General features: G+C 71.5%; 15 protein-coding genes. 13 read left to right on the top strand and 2 right to left on the bottom strand.

The features are described 5' to 3' along the window. Nucleotides 1-116 precede the first annotated feature (116 nt). The 12 genes from IM778_RS16720 (at nucleotide 117) to IM778_RS16665 (ending at nucleotide 17,046) form a co-directional block, all read left to right on the top strand. Nucleotides 117-938: a lytic transglycosylase domain-containing protein gene (locus tag IM778_RS16720; protein ID WP_228484624.1), complete on the top strand. Its 822-nt coding sequence runs from the start codon at nucleotides 117-119 to the stop codon at nucleotides 936-938. Between the two features lie 103 nt (nucleotides 939-1,041). Further along, nucleotides 1,042-2,775 carry a serine/threonine protein kinase gene (locus tag IM778_RS16715; protein WP_194409931.1) on the top strand — a complete coding sequence of 578 codons (1,734 nt, stop codon included), beginning with the start codon at nucleotides 1,042-1,044 and terminating at the stop codon, nucleotides 2,773-2,775. 284 nt (nucleotides 2,776-3,059) lie between these two features. After that, a complete protein-coding gene (gene pstC, locus IM778_RS16710) occupies nucleotides 3,060-4,148 on the top strand; it encodes a phosphate ABC transporter permease subunit PstC (RefSeq protein ID WP_194409930.1) in 1,089 nt (362 codons plus the stop codon). Nucleotide 4,149: 1 nt separating this feature from the next. Continuing rightward, nucleotides 4,150-5,472, top strand: coding sequence for a phosphate ABC transporter permease PstA (pstA, locus tag IM778_RS16705; protein WP_194409929.1), 1,323 nt, complete (start codon nucleotides 4,150-4,152; stop codon nucleotides 5,470-5,472). Continuing rightward, the gene (gene pstS, locus IM778_RS16700; protein WP_194409928.1) at nucleotides 5,469-7,058 is read left to right on the top strand and encodes a phosphate ABC transporter substrate-binding protein PstS; all 1,590 of its coding nucleotides are present in this window, start codon (nucleotides 5,469-5,471) and stop codon (nucleotides 7,056-7,058) included. Before pstA ends, pstS begins: the two co-directional genes overlap by 4 nt. Continuing rightward, nucleotides 7,055-9,640, top strand: coding sequence for a hypothetical protein (locus IM778_RS16695; RefSeq protein WP_194409927.1), 2,586 nt, complete (start codon nucleotides 7,055-7,057; stop codon nucleotides 9,638-9,640). Before pstS ends, IM778_RS16695 begins: the two co-directional genes overlap by 4 nt. Before the next feature lie 196 nt (nucleotides 9,641-9,836). After that, a complete protein-coding gene (locus IM778_RS16690; protein WP_194409926.1) occupies nucleotides 9,837-10,922 on the top strand; it encodes a hypothetical protein in 1,086 nt (361 codons plus the stop codon). A 41-nt stretch (nucleotides 10,923-10,963) separates the two neighbouring features. Then, entirely contained in the window at nucleotides 10,964-12,616 is a 1,653-nt protein-coding gene (locus IM778_RS16685) for a hypothetical protein (RefSeq protein ID WP_194409925.1), read from the top strand. A 186-nt stretch (nucleotides 12,617-12,802) separates the two neighbouring features. Continuing rightward, complete coding sequence (locus IM778_RS16680) at nucleotides 12,803-13,915, top strand: DUF916 domain-containing protein (protein ID WP_228484623.1); 1,113 nt, start codon at nucleotides 12,803-12,805, stop codon at nucleotides 13,913-13,915. Next, nucleotides 13,908-14,750, top strand: coding sequence for a hypothetical protein (locus IM778_RS16675; RefSeq protein ID WP_194409924.1), 843 nt, complete (start codon nucleotides 13,908-13,910; stop codon nucleotides 14,748-14,750). Before IM778_RS16680 ends, IM778_RS16675 begins: the two co-directional genes overlap by 8 nt. 158 nt (nucleotides 14,751-14,908) lie before the next feature. Then, nucleotides 14,909-15,787, top strand: coding sequence for a sortase (locus IM778_RS16670; protein WP_194409923.1), 879 nt, complete (start codon nucleotides 14,909-14,911; stop codon nucleotides 15,785-15,787). 443 nt (nucleotides 15,788-16,230) lie between these two features. Beyond that, nucleotides 16,231-17,046: a phosphate ABC transporter ATP-binding protein gene (locus IM778_RS16665; RefSeq protein ID WP_228484860.1), complete on the top strand. Its 816-nt coding sequence runs from the start codon at nucleotides 16,231-16,233 to the stop codon at nucleotides 17,044-17,046. Nucleotides 17,047-17,051: 5 nt separating this feature from the next. On the opposite strand, the gene IM778_RS16660 is transcribed toward IM778_RS16665, so the two are convergent. Together IM778_RS16660 and IM778_RS16655 are read right to left on the bottom strand one after the other, a co-directional pair. Continuing rightward, complete coding sequence (locus IM778_RS16660) at nucleotides 17,052-17,753, bottom strand: sirohydrochlorin chelatase (RefSeq protein ID WP_194409922.1); 702 nt, start codon at nucleotides 17,751-17,753, stop codon at nucleotides 17,052-17,054. A gap of 155 nt (nucleotides 17,754-17,908) precedes the next feature. Continuing rightward, nucleotides 17,909-18,748: a MarR family winged helix-turn-helix transcriptional regulator gene (locus IM778_RS16655; RefSeq protein ID WP_194409921.1), complete on the bottom strand. Its 840-nt coding sequence runs from the start codon at nucleotides 18,746-18,748 to the stop codon at nucleotides 17,909-17,911. Nucleotides 18,749-18,858: 110 nt separating this feature from the next. On the opposite strand from IM778_RS16655, the gene IM778_RS17815 reads away from it, so the two are divergent. Next, nucleotides 18,859-19,440 (top strand): MarR family winged helix-turn-helix transcriptional regulator, encoded by a 582-nt coding sequence (locus tag IM778_RS17815; protein WP_228484621.1) that lies wholly within the window; start codon nucleotides 18,859-18,861, stop codon nucleotides 19,438-19,440. Nucleotides 19,441-19,468: the final 28 nt, after the last annotated feature.

Below are 19,468 nucleotides of genomic sequence, written 5' to 3'. Positions count from 1 at the left end.
GAGCAGGGCACGTCGCGCGGACGATCGACGGCGGGAAACCAACACCACGTCACGATCAGAGGCAAAGGTGACGTTCAGGTGACGGGTGTGCACTGTACGGATGTATGTGGGGGCACATGTCTGATCGCGCAGACGAGGCACACGCGGGCACGGCCCGTGCCGCCGGCGGCTCGCCCGGAACCTGGCTGGTGATCGCCGTCCTTGCGACGCTCGCGGTGCTGGCCGGCTGGATCGTGGCCGGCGCGCTGCAGACCCCCGACCCGGACGGCTACCTCGTTGCGCCACCGGCTGATGCCGAGCCCGCAGTGGGAGACTCCTCGGCGGACGCTCCGCAGCCGCAGGACTCCGTCGCGACGCGCGGCGCGGGCAACGCCGATCGCGTCGACGCGGAGTGGGCCGCGCGCACCGCGGCCGCCACGGGCATCCCGCTGCGGGTGCTGCTCGGCTATGCCGGAGCGGAGCTCGCGATGACCGCGGACGCGCCGGGTTGCGGCATCCGTTGGAGCACGCTCGCCGCGCTCGGCCGCATCGAGTCCGCGCACGGCACCCACGCCGGTTCGGTGATCGGCGAGGACGGCCTGACCCGACCGGGCATCTTCGGCATCGATCTCACGGGCGACTCCAGCGCGCGCATCGACGACACCGACGACGGCGCGTGGGACGGCAAGGCCGACATCGATCGCGCGGTCGGGCCGATGCAGTTCATCCCCGCCACGTGGGAGGCGTGGGGCGCCGACGGCAACGGCGACGGCGTGAACGATCCGCAGCACATCGACGACGCGGCGCTCGCCGCCGCCCGGTACCTGTGCCACCACGGCGATCTGACGCAGCCGGGCAACTGGCGGACGGCCATCTTCGCGTACAACCACCTCGACTCGTACGTGAACGCCGTCGCGCGGGCGGCGAACGACTACGCGGGTCGCGCACCCCGAGGCTGAGGCGGCCGCCCCGATCGCGGCCACGTGCCGGCCACCTTCCGGACAGGCCTCGATCCGATTCCGGTAGGCCGTCCGTTCACCGTGTGACCCGACACTCTCGGGAGTGGGCGGCTCCTCGCGCGTGCTCGCGGGCCGGTTCCGGCTCGGCGAACTGCTCGGCACGGGCGGCTCGGCATCCGTCTTCGCCGCCGTCGACGAGCGCACCGGACTGAGTGTCGCCCTGAAGGTGCTGCACCCGCACCTGTCGGAGCGGCCGGCGGCGCGTGAGGCGTTCCTCGCCGAGGCCCGCCGCGCGCAGCCGCTGCGGCACCCGCACATCGTCGGCGTGCTGGGAGTGGGCGTCGACCGCGACGCCGACGCGCCGGTCGCGTGGATCGCGCTCGAGCGCGCCCCCGGGTCGAGCCTTGCGCAGCACGTCTCGAGGCACGGGCCGCTGTCGCCCGCCGATGCCGTCGTGGTGATCGACGGCGTGCTGCAGGCGCTCGAGGCGGCCCACGCGATCGGTCTCATCCACCGCGACGTCTCGCCTTCGAATGTGATGGTGGCGCGGGATGCCTCGGGCGCGCTCGCCGCGGACGCTGTGCGCCTGCTCGACTTCGGGCTCGCCGACGCCGCGGGCACCGCCGCACTCGGAACCGATGACCTGCTCAGCGTCGAGGCGAAGGGCCGCGCGGGCGTGATGGGCAACGTCAACTACATGTCGCCCGAGCAGGTGCGGGGCATGCCGATCGATGAGCGGGGCGACGTGTACCAGGCGGGCGCGCTGCTGCACTTCACGCTCACCGGGCGCCCCCCGTTCCCGCACGAGACGACGGGGCAGACGCTTCGGGCCCACCTCGAGACGCCGCCTCCGCTCCCGTCAGCCTCGAACGGGAACACCCCGCGCAGCCTCGACCGGCTCGTGGTGCGCGCGATGTTCAAGGATCCCGGCGATCGTTTCGCCTCCGCGGCCGCGATGCGCGCCGCCCTGAATTCGGTCGTTGAGCGAGCGAGGCACGAGCGAGACGAAACGTCGCGGGTTGCGGCCCGGTCATCGGTCGTTGAGCGAGCGAGGCACGAGCGAGACGAAACGTCGCCGGCTGCGGCCCGGTCATCGGTCGTTGAGCGAGCGAGGGACGAGCGAGACGAAACGTCGCACACCCCGGACCTCCCCATTCCGGTCCCTGAGACCGTCGACGCCCTGAACGCCACCCGCGTGCTCGGCCGCACCGTCGTGCCGCCTCGGCGCGAGGCATCCGTCGTCGTCTCGTCACGACCGCCGCGCCGCGTGCGCTCGGGCGCCGCCGGGTGGCTTGCCGCGGTCGGTGCTGTGGCGGTGTTCGCGGTCGTCGTGGTGCTCGCGGCGACCAGCCCTCCGACCGAGTCCGTCGCGCGCCCCACGGCGACGCCGACCCCCACACCGGCGGCCGTCGTCCCCGAAGCACAGCCGCAGCCGCCGCCCGATCCAGTGGCTCCGGTGGTCTCACTCCTGGAGGTCCCGGAGCTGGCCGGGCTCGCGATCGGCGACGCGATGCGGGCGCTCGCCGGTGCCGGGCTGGCTGTCGGAGATGTCGTGCACGCGGACTCGCCCTATGCGCGCGACATCGTGCTCGAGGCGAGTCCGGAGGCCGGGCACCGCGTCGCGGCGGGCGCCGCCGTCGGCTTGACGGTCGCCTCGGGCCGGAACGTGGTGCCGGACGTCGCGGGTCACGGGCGCGAGGCGGCCGTCGCCGCGCTCACCGCGGCCGGGTTCGCGGTCGCCTTCGGACGCGCTCCGCGCCGGCCGACACGGCACCCGGGGCGATCCTGGGGACGGCACCCGGAGCGGGCACCGGGGCGGCGGTCGGCGGCTCGGTGACGATCATCGAGGCGGCGGCGCCCGAAGAACCGCGTCCGACGCCCACCCCCACACCGACCCCGACACCCACGCCGCCGCCCCCCGAGACCTCGCCCTGACGCGCGCCCACGCTCCTCAATACGCGGGACAGGTGTCCTTGACCGACCGGATGCCCCCCGTTCACATTGCGCGCTCACGCTGACGAAGGCCGTGGGAGCCCACCCGACTCCGCGCCGCCGCACACCGATTCCCGCAAGCTGCCCGAGGAGACGCATGACCGCTTCGTGGCGTCCCGAGGTGCTCGGATGAGTCACGGCGTGCCGACCGGCCCGACGCGCGCCGCCGACGGCGCGACCGCGGTGCTCACCGACGAGACGACGATTCTGCCGCCCCTGCGCGACGCGTTCGACGCCCCGCAGGTGAGGGATCTGAAGAGCACGCCGACGGCAGCCGACACGATCTTCCGCCGCACCGCGTACGGCGCGGGCGGCATCACCGTGGCGATCATGCTCGCAGTCGGCGTGTTCCTCGCGCTGCGCGCGGGGCAGGCGCTGCTGCCGCCAGACGGCGTGGGGCTGAGCTTCCTCACCACCCAGGAGTGGTCGCCCGAGACCGGCCAGTTCGGCATCGCCGCGGTGCTGTTCGGCACGTTCACGATCGCGATCATCGCGATCTGCATCTCGCTTCCGCTCGCACTCGGCACCTCCCTCCTCATCTCGGAGGTGCTGCGCGGGCGCCTGAAGCAGTGGTCGATCACACTCGTCGACCTCATGGCCGCCGTGCCCAGCGTCGTGTTCGGGCTGTTCGGCGTGTACTTCCTGCAGGAGGCCATCATCCCGGTCTCGCGCTGGATCTCGACGTACTTCGGCTGGATCCCCGTGCTGGCGGTGACGGATGCCGAGGGTCACGCCCTCACCGACGCCTCGGCGTTCACCTCCTCGGCCTTCATCGCCGGCATCGTCGTCGCACTGATGGTCGTGCCGACCCAGACCTCGATCATGCGCGAGGCGTTCATGCAGGCGCCGGCGGGCGAGCGCGAGGCCGCGTACGCCCTCGGATCGACGCGCTGGGGAATGATCGGCGCGGTCGTGCTCCCGTTCGGCCGCGGCGGCATCATCGGCGGCACCATGCTCGGGCTCGGCCGTGCCTTGGGCGAGACGATCGCGGTCTACATGATCATCTCGCCGATCTTCGCGATCAACTGGCAGGCGCTGAAGACGGGCACGAACTCGGTGTCGGCCCTCATCGCGCTGCGGTACGGCGAGGCGAGCGAGTTCGGCCTGTCGGCGCTGATGGCGGCGGGACTCGTGCTCTTCCTCATCACGCTCGTCATCAACTTCACCGCGTCGTCGGTCGTCGCCCGCTCGCGGTCGGGCGCCCAGAGCGAGGGATGACATGACGATCACCGTCGAACCACCCCGTCTCGAGGCATCCGGAACCTCCGATACGGACGTGCCCGATGTCGTCGAAGCAGGCGGCGCCCCGCGCACGACGATCCCCGCCCGCGACGACATCGAGATCGGCGAGCGCCGCCAAGTGCACTCGGCGCGGCTGGACGACCGCTACGCGATCCTCGGCGCGGCCGCCGGCGCCCTCGCACTCGCGGCGCTGCTGTTCGGCTGGATCGCGCCGCTGAGCGGGGTCGTCGGGTTCATCGCTGTCGCGTTCCTCGCGTTCCTGGTGTTCTACGCGCTGCTGGTGAGCATCACGGGCGACAGGCGGGAGGTCGTCGACCGGGTCATGACCGTGGTGCTCGCGAGCGCCGGCGTCATCCTCTTCAGCGCCCTGACGTTCGTCGTCATGTTCACGCTCGTGCGCGGCTGGCCGGCGCTCATGAACCTGAACTTCTTCTTCCAGGACATGGAGTTCGCCGGCCCACTCGACGGACTCGACGTCGGCGGCATCGCGAACGCGATCGTCGGGACGCTGATCCAGATCGGCATCGCGCTGGCGATCTCGATCCCACTCGGAATCGTGACGGCGCTGTTCCTCAACGAGATCGGCGGCCGGTTCGCCCGGTTCGTCCGCACGATCGTCGACGCCATGACCGCACTGCCCTCGATCGTGGCCGGCCTGTTCATCTACTCCGCCTTCATCCTGGTGTTCACGAACCAGCGCTCCGGCTTTGCGGCCGCTCTCGCGATCACCGTGATGATGCTGCCGATCATCATCCGCGCGTCGGACGTCGTGCTGCGGCTCGTACCGGGCAATCTCCGTGAGGCCTCGTACGCGCTCGGGGCGTCGCGGTGGCGCACCGTGTGGCACGTGGTGCTGCCGACGGCGCGCTCGGGACTGGTCACCGCGATCATCCTCGGCACCGCGCGTGGTATCGGCGAGACCTCGCCCGTGCTGCTCACGTCGGGCATCACGAGCGTCATGAACACGAACCCGTTCGAGGGCCCGATGATCTCGCTGCCGCTGCAGGTGTTCACCTTCGTCGGGTCGCCCGAGCCCAACTTCATCGCTCGCGGGTTCGGCACGGCAGCCGTGCTGATGCTGCTCGTACTCACCCTCTTCGCGATCGCGCGCGTGCTGGGCGGCCGCGGCGCGGGCGAACTGTCACCGCGTCGGCGCCGGGCAGCGCTGGCCCGTTCGCGGCGCGACCTCGCCCGCTTCGACGCCGCCGTCGCGGCCCGCGCGATCGAGACGACCGGGTACGCCGGATTCGGCTACCAGCGCGACCCCCGCTCCGCCCGCCCACAGGAGGAAACGAAATGACCCGGCCGAATCGCCGCCGCCGCGTGAGCCTGATCGCGGCCTTCAGCGCGCTGCTGGTCGTCGTCGGCATCGCGCTGCCCGCGCACGCCGCGACGTACGAGCCCATCACCGGCACGGGCTCGACGTGGTCGCAGAACGCGCTCGACCAGTGGCGCCGCAACGTCGCGCAGAACTACGGCATGACGGTGAACTACTCCGGCGTCGGCTCGACCGCCGGCCGACGCGACTACATCAACAGCAGCGTCGACTTCGCGGTCAGCGAGATCCCCTTCCAGCAGCAGCCCGAAGACGGCTCGGCGCCCGAGATCCCGCCGCGCGGATACGCCTATATGCCGATCGTGGCGGGTGGCACGGCGTTCATGTATCACCTCAACATCGGCGGCAAGCGCGTGACCAACCTGCGGCTGTCGGGGCCGGTGATCACGAAGATCTTCACCGGCGCGATCACGAAATGGAACCACCCCGAGATCCAGGCCGACAACCCGGGTCTCGCGATGCCCGACAAGGCGATCGTGCCGATCGTGCGCTCCGACGGGTCGGGCACATCGGCGCAGTTCTCGCTCTGGATGTCGAGCCAGCACGGCGACCTCTGGCCGCACGGCATGAGGTCGCAGTTTCCGACTCCCGCGAACGGAAAGGCGCAGAAGGGCTCCGATGGCGTCTCGGGATACGTCGCGCAGGGGTACGGCGAGGGTTCGATCACGTATGTCGAGTACTCCTACGCGATGAAGGCCGGGTTCCCCGTGGCGAAGGTGCTCAACCGCGCCGACTACTACGTCGAGCCCACGGCCGATTCGGTGGCCGTCGCGTTGCTCAAGGCGCAGATCAACCCCGATCTCACCCAGAATCTCGGAAACGTGTACGCCGACGGAGATCCGCGCACGTACCCGCTCTCGAGCTACTCGTACATGATCGTGCCCACCGCGGTCGGCGGCACGTTCACCGAGAAGAAGGGCGCGACGCTCGGCACGTTCGCCAGCTACATGCTGTGCGAAGGACAGCAGCAGGCCGAGGATCTCGGGTATTCGCCGCTGCCGATGAACCTCGTGCTGGCGGGGTTCGAGCAGATCCGCCGCATCCCCGGTGCGGGCGCGTCGAACGTCGACCCGAACTCGTGCAACAATCCCACGTTCAAGCCCGGCGACTCGCCCAACAACAACCAGCTCGCGCTCACCGCACCGCCGCCCGCCGCCTGCGACAAGCGCGGGCCGAACCAGTGCACGACCGGCACGGCGGGCGCCCCACAGGAGACTCCCACGACCGGGACCGGTGGCGGCGGGGCCGCGTCGAATGCACCGGGAGCCAGCGGGGGCACCGGCGCGGCTCCCGTCGGCGGTGACCCTGCGGCGGCGACGGCCGACACCGGCGCCGCCGTCTACGACGCGGACGGCAACCTCATCTCGGGCAACGGAGCCGTCGCGGGGGCGGCCGTGTCGTCCCCCTTCACCGTCGACAGCGAGGGCTGGGGCTGGCAGCAATCGGTGATGCTGTGCGCGGTGCTGCTGCTCATCGCCGCCGTCGCCGTGCCACCGGTCCTGTCGCCCCGCCTGCGGCGGAGGGCGCCGGGATCTGGAGCGGCGCGATGAGCCGGATGTTCGCGCGAGCCGGCCTGACGGGGCTCACGGTCGCCGTCCTGACGGCGTCGCTGATCGGAGCGGGCGGTGCGCTGATCCACGCCGAACCGGCCGCAGCGGCCGAGGGTGAGGCGACATCGAGCGCAGTCACGCTCACGAACGAAGGGGACGCGCTCAATCCGGATGGGGCACCGTTCCCCGACCTCGAGGTCACGATCTCGCAGACGAAGGACCTGGTCTCGCAGGGCATCCGTGTGAGCTGGACCGGCGGGAAGAAGTCGGCGAAGCCCGACCAGAACCAGGGCGGGGCGAACTTCCTGCAGATCGCGCAGTGCTGGGGCGAGGATCCCGCCCACCCGGGCCACCCCGACCGCCGCACCTGCCAGTACGGCGGGGGCCGCGGTCCCGGCAGCGACCGCGACGGTTCGATCGACCTCGAGTCCGTCCACAGCGAGGATCGGAAGTACACGGCGGATCTCGGCTGGTACGCGTACAGTGCCATCCCCTTCGTCGCCAGCAACCCCGCGGGGATCGTCGACGAATACGCCGCACCCGCCGATCGCGTCCTCAACAACTTCAGTGCGCCGGGCGTGGTGAAGCCCGAGGATCAGCAGGCCGACATGGCGAACAATCAGTTCTTCAGCGCTTACACGACGAACGAGGTGCGCTGGGCTGGTGCGGGTGCCGACGGGTCAGGGTCGGTGTCCTTCGAGGTGCAGACGGCGATGCAGTCCACGGCTCTCGGCTGCGGCACGCCGATTCCGCGGGCCGACGGCTCCGCGGTCGGTCAGTCGTGCTGGCTCGTGATCATCCCGCGCGGCACGAGCGACTCAGGCGTACCGAACATCACACGCTCCGGTCTGTACTGGGATGCGTGGGAGCATCACCTCGCGGTGAGGCTCGAGTTCAAGCCGCTCGGCGTGCGCTGCCAGATCGGTCAGGCCGAGCGGCAGCTGGCAGGCAGTGAGCTCGTCGCGGGCGCCGTCGCGTCGTGGCAGCCAGGGCTCTGCCAGGGCGAGGACGGTGCGCCTTTCGTGCTCAGTCAGGGAAACGAGGCGGATGCCGCGGTCCGCGCGGCGGGGACCGAGCCGAGCCCGCTCGCCTTCACTTCGCGATCACTCGACCTCGGTCGCGTCGGTGACACGACCGACCCCCTCGCCTACGCGCCCGTCGCCATCGCGGGGATCGCTCTCACCTTCGCGATCGACCGGGAGCCGAATCCCAACACCGAGAACGCCGACTACCGCGATAGGGCCGGCCTGCCCTTCACCGAGATGAAGCTGACGCCTCGGCTCGTGGCCAAGCTGCTGACGGCCTCGTATCTCGACGCGCTTCCGAACCGGGCCGACAAGGACCACCTGGGTCGCGACAAGGATGGCGACGGCGAAATCGACGAATGGAACCCGCGCACCATCGTGTGGGATCCGGAGTTCCGCAAGATCAACGACCCGGAGTGGAGCGAGCAGGTCATCATCGGCGCGTCGGTCGCCGACGCGCTTCTCCCGTCCGGCCGGTCGGACGCCGCGGTGCGCCTGTGGGAGTACGTGCTCGCCGATCCCGAGGCCCGCGCGTGGCTCGGCGGGGCCGACGACGGCCACGGGATGTTCGTCAACCCGTGGTACTCGACGGACCCCGACCTGAACGGCGCCGGCGGACTCGCCCTTCCGGCGGATTCGTTCCCGAAGGCCGACCCGGTCGTCAAGCCTGACGAGTCGACGACCGGCGGCACGGGTGAGATCAACCTCGTCACGTGGCGTCCCTACACCGCCAGCCTCGCCGAGGGCGCCCACTTGGTCCTCCGCGGCGACGGTCTGATCCTCGGCAACTGGGAGCCGGTGCCGCTCCCAGCGAAGTTCGGCAAGTCCCAGCGCAACCTGTTCGGCAGCCAGCGGGTGATCGGGCTCACCTCGACTCCCGCGGCGAGCCTGTTCCACACGGTCACGGCGTCGCTTCGCAATCCGGCGGGGGAGTTCGTGGCGCCGACGCAGAACAGCCTGGCCGCCGCCGCCGCCGCGATGACACCGACCGCCGCGCAGCCGAGGGTGCTCCGGTACGACCTGAGCGGCGACAGGGTGAAAGCAGCCACGACGTCGTACCCGCTCACCATGCCGGTCTACGCCGCGTTGAACCCGAAGCAGACCGACGCGGAGCTCCGCGGAGTGTACGCCAACCTCATCCGGTACGCGGTGGAGGAGGGGCAGACTCCCGGCACCGACGTCGGCGAGCTGCCTCCCGGGTACGCGCCGCTCCCCGACGCCTGGGTCGCGCAGGCGCTCGCGATGGCCGACGCGATCGAGAGGGGCAGCCTGCCTCAGCAGAGCGGCGGGAATTCCGGCGGATTCACTGGGGCGCCCGGCACGTCGAGCCCGGTGCCACAGCCGCCGTCCTCCAGCGTTCCGGCGGCGAACTCGAATCCGCCCGCGACCGGTGACCCGGTGGCGACCGGCGCACCGGCGGGCGACCTGACCGGCGCGGAGACCCCGGAAGACCCCGACACCGGCCCCATCGCTGCCGCGGTCCCCATCGGCGTCGCGGCAGGGCTGCTCGCAGGGCTGGCCGTGCCGGTGGTCTCGCGCGTACGGAGGCGTCTGTGATCCTCTCGCACAGGACCGGGACAGCGGTCCTTACCCGGGAGAGCCCCGTCCGTTCACTTCTGGCCCCGAGCCTGGACAAGGCGGGAAACCACCCGGACCCCCACAGACTTGACGGCTCCCCTGCCAGGGAGCCGTCAAGCCGGTCGCTCGCAGAGCGACCGGTTGTCACACCACCCCTCATCAGAAAAGGAAAGCTGTGAACAAGAGGAAGTTTATCGCTGCCGGTGCCGCTGTCGGTCTGGCAGCAACCCTGTTCGCGGTCGCCCCGGCGGCGAACGCGGAGCCGGTCTCCAACTACGCGGTCGTCGGCTCCGACACCCTGCAGGACGTGCTCAACGCGCTCGCCAACGGCACGACGATCTCGGGCGGCTCCGTGCGCTCGACAGCCGGCGACTCGCCGGTGGGCTCGTTCGACGCCACCGGCTCGGCGCTCATCCAGACGAAGGTCAACGGCCCCCGCTTCGTCCGCCCCAACGGCTCCGGCTCCGGGGTCTCGGCGCTCAGCCGTTCGGTCGACGGCGCGGCCTACCAGGGCACCGTCATCACCGGCCAGGTCGACATCGCCCGTTCGTCGTCGGGTGCAGGCTCGCTCGCGAACCCGACCGGCCAGCTCCTCTACATCCCGTTCGGTCGTGACGCCCTGTCGTACGCCCACTCGGGTGGCGCCAACGCGGCCTTCGACAACATCAGCCTGGCGGCGCTGAAGAGCATGTTCGAGTGCACGGCGACGACGATCGGCGGCGTGACCGCGATTCCCGTCATCCCGCAGCCCGGCTCTGGCACGCGCGCCGACTTCATGTCGAAGATCGGCGTCACCGACGCGACCCTCGGCAACTGCGTCGTCGTCGGGCAGGAGCACGACACCTCGAAGCTCTTCGACGGCAGCCCGTTCCCGGCCAACGGCGTGACCGCGATGTCGGCCGCCCAGTGGGTCGCGCAGAACACCGGTGCCGGTATCGACCGCCGAGGCACGGGCGTCAAGATCGGATCGCCGATCGCCGGCGTGCCCGCCGTGACGGGATCGGGCACTTCGATGGCACCCAACCCCGCGTTCTACTCCGACACCACCTGGGGTCGCGACACGTACATCGTGGTCGAGAACGCCCGCATCACCGCCGGCAACACCGCCTTCGACGCGAAGCTCGCGAATCTCGTGAGCAACCAGGGCCCGAAGCTCGGCAACCACGGCTCGCTCTCGAGCCAGGCCGGTGCGGTGAAGAAGAAGTTCGGCTTCCTCGCGCCGTCCACGACCGTGCCCACCCGCGCCAACCTCCGCCCCTGACCTCCTCGCCTCACCCGAGACATCTCAACGAAGGAATCGAAATGACCATCAGCAAGAAGTGGCAGGCGGCCGCGGCCGGTGCCCTCGCCCTCGCGCTCGTCGGCGGCGGCGCCGGCGCCGCGAATGCCGCCCCCGGCGACCCGCTCAACCCGCAGCCCGACGGAACCGCTGCGGCGGGTTCGAAGGGTGGATTCTTCCTCTTCGACGGAAACACGGGCGAGCCCGCAGACAGCAACGGGACCCGCGTCTACGCCAAGGACGAAACGATCATCGGATCGGCCAGCGCCACGGACGTCGACGCCGAGATCAACGCGGCCGCGTCGCGCCCCGTGACGGGCGCGACGACGTTCACCGGCGTGTACGCATTCCTCGCCAAGAAGAACTCGACGGACCTCATGGGCGGCATCAACACGTGGAACGCGTACCACGTGGACGCCGCGGCTGGTCCGAATGGCGGCACGCTGCAGCCGGCGCTGACGCTCGAGTCCTTCGTCGACGGCCCCGGTGGCATCGCAGACGACATCGCCGCAGGCGGCACCTACTGGTACGGCATCGCGTACACCAACCTGAACGGTGTGCAGGTCGCGGGCGCGGTCTACCGCGAGATCACGATCGAGCCGGGCACGGGCAACTACACGGTCACCCCGAGCGTCCTCGAGACCGAGGCTCCCGCATGGGCTCCGGACTTCGCCGGCTACACCCAGAACGGCTCGGCGATGCTGCGCAACGGCAACGTGGAGCTGCAGGCCGGCGCCGGCAACGCGGGCAAGACCGTCGACGTCTACGCCGAGGGCACGGCCGCGCCGGTGCACACCGGCATCGTGCTCGACGCGTCGGGCAACGCCATCGTGACCTCGTCGATCGCCGCCGGCACCCGCCTGGCGATCGCCGACACGGCCGCCGAGACGGTGCTGGCGTGGGCGACGGCGACGGGCTTCGTGCTCGCGCAGCCGGTTGCGGGCGACCCCAACCAGGTCACGATCGAGAACCCGGCCGAGGGTGAGACGGTCGTCACCATCGCGGCGGGCGCGGCGAACGCCAACCAGACGTTCACCGCCGTCGGCTGGTCGAACCCCACCACGATCGGTCAGGTCACGACGGATGCCGACGGCAACGCGATCGTCGATGCTGCGGTGCTCGGCACCGGCGATCACACCATCGCGCTGGTCAACGCCAACGACGAGATCGTCGCGTGGGGCACCGTCACCCTCGTGAACGGGCCGAACGTCAGCGAGACCGACATCACGGTGGACGTCTCGACCTCGAACCGCTTCGAGCTGTCGGGCGTCCGCACGTCGGTCAACCTCGGCACCGTGCGCCGCGGCGCGACGACCGCTCCGGCCGCCCTCGGCGCGTTCACGGTGATCGACGACCGCGACCTGCTCCCGGGCTGGACCCTGAACGCCGAGGTGTCGGACTTCGTCAACGCCGAGGCCGGAGGCGACGTCATCCAGAAGTCGGCTCTCGGGCTCGCGCCCAAGCAGGTCGGCACGGCCGTCCCGGGCATCTCGCTCGGCGCGGCCCAGTCGGCGGGCTCGGGCACGTACTCGGCGCTGTTCGCCGAGGGCGCGGCGGAGTCGTCCACCCTCGAGGCCGGCACGCAGTTCGATGCCGACCTGACCTTCGCCGCTCCCTCGAAGGCCAAGAAGGGCACCTACACCTCGACGCTGACGCTCACGCTGGCCTCGAAGTGAACCCCGCGCCGGTACCGGCGCGACGCAGCACCCACAACTGAACATCCCCGTGCGGGAGGCCGTCCGCGGCCTCCCGCACGGTCGCGTCCGGCCGCGGCATCCGTCATCACCGGTCGTGAAAGCGCGGTTCACACCTCGTTCAGCCGCCGCACCCCTCGCCGTCGAACGACCGTGCGGAAATATGCCGTGGCCATCTCACCCGAACTCCCGCGCGCCCGTACGCGGACCCGCGCCGCGCTGGTCGCTGCGCTGATCGCGGTCTTCGCCGCGGTCGCGGCGCCGTTCGCCGCCCCCGCTCATGCCGACGACACGATCGGCATCTCGGCACGACCTGCCGGCACCGACGGCAACCCGGACGGGCGCACGCGCTTCAGCTACCACGTCGACCCGGGACAGACCCTGCAGGACGCCTTCCTCGTGGCGAACACGGGAACGGCGACGCAGGACTTCACCGTGGTCGGCACGGACGCGTACAACGACGACGAGGGCGAGTTCTCACTGCTCGCGACCGCGGAGCAGCCCACCGGCATCGGGGCATGGGTGCTGTTCGAGAACGGGTCGAACCGCATCCAGTTCGCGCTGGCCCCGGGCGAGAGTCGCGTGCTGCCGTTCACGATCGCCCTCCCTCCCGAGGCGACCCCCGGCGATCACATCGGCGGCCTCGTCGCATCGGTGGTGACTCCCGGCGAGCAGGTCAACCTCGATCGGCGCGTCGCGACCCGCGTGTACGCGCGCGTGTCGGGCCAGCTGCAGCCGCGGCTCTCGATCAGCGGGCTGGATGCCTCGTACTCCGGCGACTGGTGGAATCTCTTCAGCGGCACCGTGACCGTGCGCTACACCGTCGAGAACCCGGGCAACATCGCGCTCGCCGCGAACCTGACCGCGGGCGTGAACACCTGGTTCGGCATCCCGGCCGCCCCGACCTCGACCGGCACGATCGAGGAGGTGCTGCCCGGCAACTCCGCGTCGTACGAGTTCGATGTGCCCGGCGTCGCGCAGTGGGGCTATCTCGGCCCGTACCTGCGGCTGAGCCCGTTCGTCGACGAGACCGATCCGGCGAGCCAGCTGCCCGTCGCGCCGGTCTCGCGCGACACGTTCCTGCTCGCGATGCCGTGGCTGGTCGTCATCGCGTTCGCGGTCGGCGTGCTCGTGTTCCTCGGACTGCGGTGGCGTCGCCGACGCGACGAGGCGCGCGCCGAGGCCTGGATGGAGTACACCCGCAACGAGGCGATCGCGCAGGCGCGGCGTGATGCCGAGCTGGTCGGTGCCGGAGGCTCGCGGCAGGCAGGCGATGGCTGAGCGACGTCCGCGGCGAACGACGTGGGCGGGAGCCCGGCGGGCGTCCGCGCTGGCCGTGCTGTCGTCGGCCCTGGTCCTCTCGGTCGCCGCCGGAACGCCGGCGCTCGCGGCAGAGGACGACGAACCGACCGGCGGCAGTGGCGGCATCAGCGTCGACGTGACCGACGGCGGCCCGCCCTTCCCGGTCCCGACCCCCACCCGAACAGGTCCCGGCGGTCCCGGGGGGAACGCCGGAAACCCGGGCAGCCCCGGGAACCCGGGCAACTCCGGAAACCCGGGAAACCCGGGCAATGGGGGCAACTCCGGCAACGCGGGGAACCCCGGCGACGGCGGGAACCCCGGCAACACCTCGCTCCCGGGAGCGCGCGTGCTCGTGGCGATCGGCGGGCTCGGGGCTTCGGTCTCGCCGTCGTTCCAGCCGGGCGGCGGTGTCACGACGCTCTCGGTGATCGTGCGCAACACGTCGGACGAGGCGTTCGACGCGACCGCGACCTTCCGGGTCGCGAACCTGCTCGGCCTCACGATCGCCGAGGTCGGCGACGTGCCGATCGCGCAGCTCGAGCCGAACGAGGCGCGCCGGGTCAGCACGACGGTCGAGGGGCTGGGGCAGGCGATCCTGCTGCGCGGGTACGTCACCGTGACCCCGCCGCCGGTCGTGGCCGAGCAGAAGGTCGCGCCCGCGACGCGCGAGTCGGTGTTCTTCGTGCCGCCGCTGTTCCTCGCCTCGACCCTCGGTGCTGCGGGCGTCGTCGCGGCAGGGCTGTGGTGGACTCTCGGTGCCGGGCGCTACCGGGCCGTGCTCGCCGTCCTGCCGTTCGCGAGGGCGGGCGCGTGAAGTCGTCGCTCATGAAGGCGTCCCGGTACGCGGCGCTGCTTCGCCCGGCGAAGCCGTCGCAGCCCAGGCCACGAGGCGCCCAACCACCTCATCCGCCCTGGCCGCCGAAGCCGCCGCGGCTCCCGAAGGGGCAGGGCCCGCCGAAGCCGCCTCGACGGATGCCGAAACCCCAGCCCCCGGTCGTACCGCTGTCGCCGCGGCAGCAGGCCGTCCGCGGCGCGCTGATCGTGCTGTCGGCCCTGCTCCTCGCCCTCGCGCTCAACGTCATGGTCGTCGGGCATGTGCGTCATCTCGTCGCGCAGCAGCAACTCAGCGACACGTTCCGCGCCCAGCTCGAGGAGGGCATCGCCCCGGCCAGCGAGGGTGACTACAACGACGTCCTGCTTCCTGACGGCGCGCCCGTGGGGATCCTCGAGATCCCGAGCCTCGGCGTCCGCGAGGTGATCGTCGAGGGAACCGATTCCGAGGCCACGCAGGCCGGGCCGGGACATCGTCGCGACACGAGCCTTCCCGGGCAGGCCGGAGTGAGCGTCATCATTGGGCGTGCCGCAGCCTACGGCGGGCCCTTCGGCCGCATCCAGGAGCTGGGCCCGGGCGACGAGTTCACGATCACCACGGGCCAGGGCGTGCACGAGTTCGAGGTGATCGGACTCCGCTACGCCGGCGACCCCTCGCCGCCGCGCCTGCGGGCGGGCGAGAGCCGCGTGATCCTCGCCACGGCGCGCGGCATCCCGTTCCTGCCCTCCGGCGTCGCGCGCGTCGACGCGGAACTGGTGAGCGAGACCCAGCCCGCCGGCATCCGCGAGACCCGCTTCGCCACCCTGCCCGAGGCCCACCGCGAGCTGAGCGGCGACACCTCGATGGCGTGGGCGCTCGTCTTCGCGCTGCAGTTCCTCGTCGTGATCGAGGCGGCCGCCGTGTGGGCGTACCGCAGCGTCGGGACGCGCCGCACCTGGATCGTCTTCGTGCCGCTGACCCTTCTCGCGGCCCTGTGGGTGACGGGCGAGATCGTCCGGCTCCTCCCCAATCTCATGTAGGGCCGCGCCCGAACCCGGCCCGCGCACGTCAGAACGGATCAACCATGGCAAAGTCTGTGACCAGGATCTTCGGACCCTTCACCCGCACCGAGAAGCCGGCGCGGCCCCTTTCTCCCGCGACGACGGATGCCGCGCCCGGCGCCGCACCGGCGGTCGCCGTGGCCGAGGAGCTTCCGCCGACGGATGCCGAGCCCGCCGTGGCCCCCGAGGCGCCGGTCGCCGAGATCATCGGCGAGGAGCCGGTATCCGACGTCACGGTGTTCGTTCCGCTCCCGGAGGGGGAGCAGCTCCCCGAGGACGCCGACCGGGCTATGGTCGCGCCCGAGGCCACGACGACGTCCGACGTCACCGAGTTCATCCCCGTGGCACCGGTCAGCACCACCGCCCCGCACGCGCGCGAGCGTGCCGAGGCGCTCGTGGCCGAGGACGGCGACCCCGAGTCGCTGTCGTGGTCCCCGAACGGGCGTCCCACCGCGCCGTCGTCGCTCGCGACCCTCGAGGGTCGGAACGTCTCGGCATGGTTCGGTGACCACCAGGTGCTCGACCGGGTCTCGCTGACCATGCCGGCCGGTGTCATCACGTCGCTCATCGGTCCGTCGGGGTGCGGCAAGTCCACCTTCCTGCGAATCCTCAACCGCATGCACGAGCTGGTGCCCTCGGCATCCCTCGCAGGAGAGGTCCTGCTCGACGGCGAGGACATCTACGACCCTTCCCGCAAGCTCGTGGACGCGCGCAAGCACATCGGCATGGTGTTCCAGAAGCCCAACCCGTTCCCGGCGATGTCGATCTACGACAACGTCGTCGCCGGCCTCAAGCTCACCGGCGCGCGAGCCTCGAGGTCGGAGAAGGACGAGCTCGTCGAGTCGTGCCTGACGAAGGCGGGCCTGTGGAAAGAGGTCAAGGACCGTCTGCGCGCGCCCGGCTCGGGTCTGTCAGGCGGTCAGCAGCAGCGCCTGTGCATCGCACGGTCGCTCGCGATCCGCCCGCGGGTGCTCCTCATGGATGAGCCGTGCTCGGCGCTCGACCCGACCTCCACGCGCGTCATCGAAGAGACCATGCTCGAGCTCGTGCACGACGTCACGATCGTCATCGTCACGCACAACATGCAGCAGGCCCAGCGGGTGTCGCAGCAGTGCGCGTTCTTCCTCGCCTCGCACGGCACGCCGGGTGCGATCGTCGAGCACGGCGACACCGACGCGATGTTCTCCGACCCGATCGACCCCCGCACCTACGACTACGTCAACGGCCGGTTCGGATAGCCGCGTCAGAGCGCGGCTCGGTATCGGTCGACCACGAGGTCGACGAGCGCCGGCGCGGGCTCGTCGTCGTCAAGCAGGGGGCGGGCGACGGGCGCGCCGCCGGCGAGCCGCACCGCGAGGTCGTGGAAGTACCCGGGGGCGAGCAGGTAGTCCGCCACGACGACCCGTCGCGCGTCGGCGGCGGATCGCGCGACTGCGACGTCGAGCCTCGGGTCTGCGGCCGCGAGGAAGCCGACCTCGACCTGCCGGCCGAGGCGGGCGCCCAGCATCCGTCCCACTTGCCGGCAGTCGTCGTTGGCCCGCTCGTCGCTCGATCCGGCGACGGCGAGCACGACGGCGTCGCCGGCACCGACGGCGAGCGGCTCGAGCCGTGCGAGGAGGCCGTCGACCAGTCGGGGATCGGGGCCGAGGGCGGATGTGATCGTGACGCCGTCGCGTCCGGCGGTCTGCTCGCGCAGGTCGATGCGCACGTGGTAGCCCGCCGACAGCAGCAGCGGCACGATCACGACCGGCTGACCCTCGGGGAGGGCGTCGAGGGATGCCGCGACGTCCGGCTGCTGCACGTCCACATGCCCGAGCCGCACCGCGACGTCGGGCAGCCTGCGGGCGACGGCGTCGACGAGCGCGGCGACGGCGGCCTGCCCGGCGGGGGAGGACGTGCCGTGCGAGATCGCGAGGAGCGCGGGCGTCGAGGTCACGCGCCCCATTGTGCCCGCCCCGTATGTCGCGCGTGTGACGCGCCGCCGACTCGGCGTCTCACGCGGGTGGAGGTTGAGAAACCACACGGAGGTTGAGAAACCGCGAGAAATGCGGTGTCTCAACCTCCGTGTGGTTTATGAAGGTGAACGACGGATGCCGGAGCTCAGGCCGCGCCGGACTCCCGGCCGCGGGAGAATCCGGCGTCGAAGCCGCGCTCGTACGCGCGCTGAGCGCCGCGCCCGCCGTGGTGACCGTGGCCGTGGCCGTGGCCGTGGCCGTGGCCGTGGCCGTGCCCGTCGTGATGTCCGTGACCGTTCCCGTCGTGATGTCCGTGGCCGCGCCCGTCGTGATGTCCGTAGCCGTGGTGGGGCCCGCAGTCATGCTCCTGGTGGTGGAGGGAGTGCCCGCCGTGCCCGAAACCGGGGTGGCCCGGACGGCCGGGCTCGAAGCCGTGGTGGCGGTTGGGGCCCCACCCGAAGCGGATCTCCGGGCGGAACGGGCGCGGGCGGCCGAACCCGCCGAAACCGGGGCCGTGGCCGAAGCCGCCGAACCCGTCCCGGCCGGCGTCGTCCTCGTCCCAGCCGAGCTCGCGCGCGATGGTTTCGAGCGAGGTCATCGTCGTGGCGAACGCCTCGTCGCCGACCGCGTCGACGACGCGTGAACGGATGCCGTCCACGATCGCGCCGATGCGCTCCTTCTCGGAGCGGCCGAGGTCGGTGAGGTCCCACGTGCCGTCGCCGCGCTGCTCGATCCAGCCGCGGTCCTCGAGCGAACGCAGGCGCTTGCCCTTGCGGGCGAGGCGCTCGCGGATGCCCGGAGCGTCGCCGTCGTCCGACAGGACGTTCAGCAGCATCCAGTCGCGGCGGCTCAGGCCCTCGGTCTCGAGCGCGACCGCGAACTCGCGGGTGAGGAGGCCATCGACCACGCGCAGCCAGTAGCCGAGCGGCCGGCGGTCGGTGGGGCGGGGGTCCTCGTCAGTGTGGTTGGTGTCTTCGGTGTTCATCAGGAAGTCCTTTCGATGCGACCGCTCGGTCGCGATATATGTCGAAGTGCATGTACATGCAGTGTGACATACGTTCTGGAAGCATGTCAACTCGCATATAAACTGGCGCCATGCCTTCCCGCCCCGACGACCCCGCCGACGCCATCGCCACCGCTCTGGCCCGCCTGCGCGGACGACGGATGCCGCGACCCCCGTGGGGCGACGGACCCGGACCGCGCGGGCACGGCCACGGGCACGGCGGTCCGCACCCCGGCCCCCACGGCGCGGCGATGCACGGCGGCCCGCAGCCGGGTCACGGCGGATGGGGCCACGGCGGGCCGCCGCACGGCGCACCCCCGTGGGCGGCGCGGATCGGCGGCCCCGCGCGCATGAGGATGCTCGAGGCGCTCGCCGCGGCATCCCACCCCCTCTCGGTCGGCGAGATCTCCGACGCCGTCGGGGTCGATCAGCCGCGCGCCTCGCGACTCGTGCAGCAGGCCGTGCAACTCGACCTCGTGCGCCGCGAGGCCGACCCCGACGATGCCCGCCGCACGCGCGTCGCGTTGACGGATGCCGGAACCCGCCTGGTGCGGGGATTCCGAGGGGAGCGCCGCGAGGCGATCGATGCCGCGCTGACGGACTTCACCGACGACGAGCGCGCCGAGCTCGCGCGGCTGCTCACCAAACTCGCCGACTCCTGGCCTCTCGTCTAGCCCCTGAACCTCGCTCCGGCGGGTGGCT

It is taken from the genome of Microbacterium cremeum (assembly GCF_015277855.1).
In the GTDB taxonomy this organism is placed as follows: Bacteria; Actinomycetota; Actinomycetes; order Actinomycetales; family Microbacteriaceae; genus Microbacterium; species Microbacterium cremeum.
Note: the sequence above shows the minus strand (reverse complement) of the source record. Positions and strands in the feature narration are given on the sequence as shown.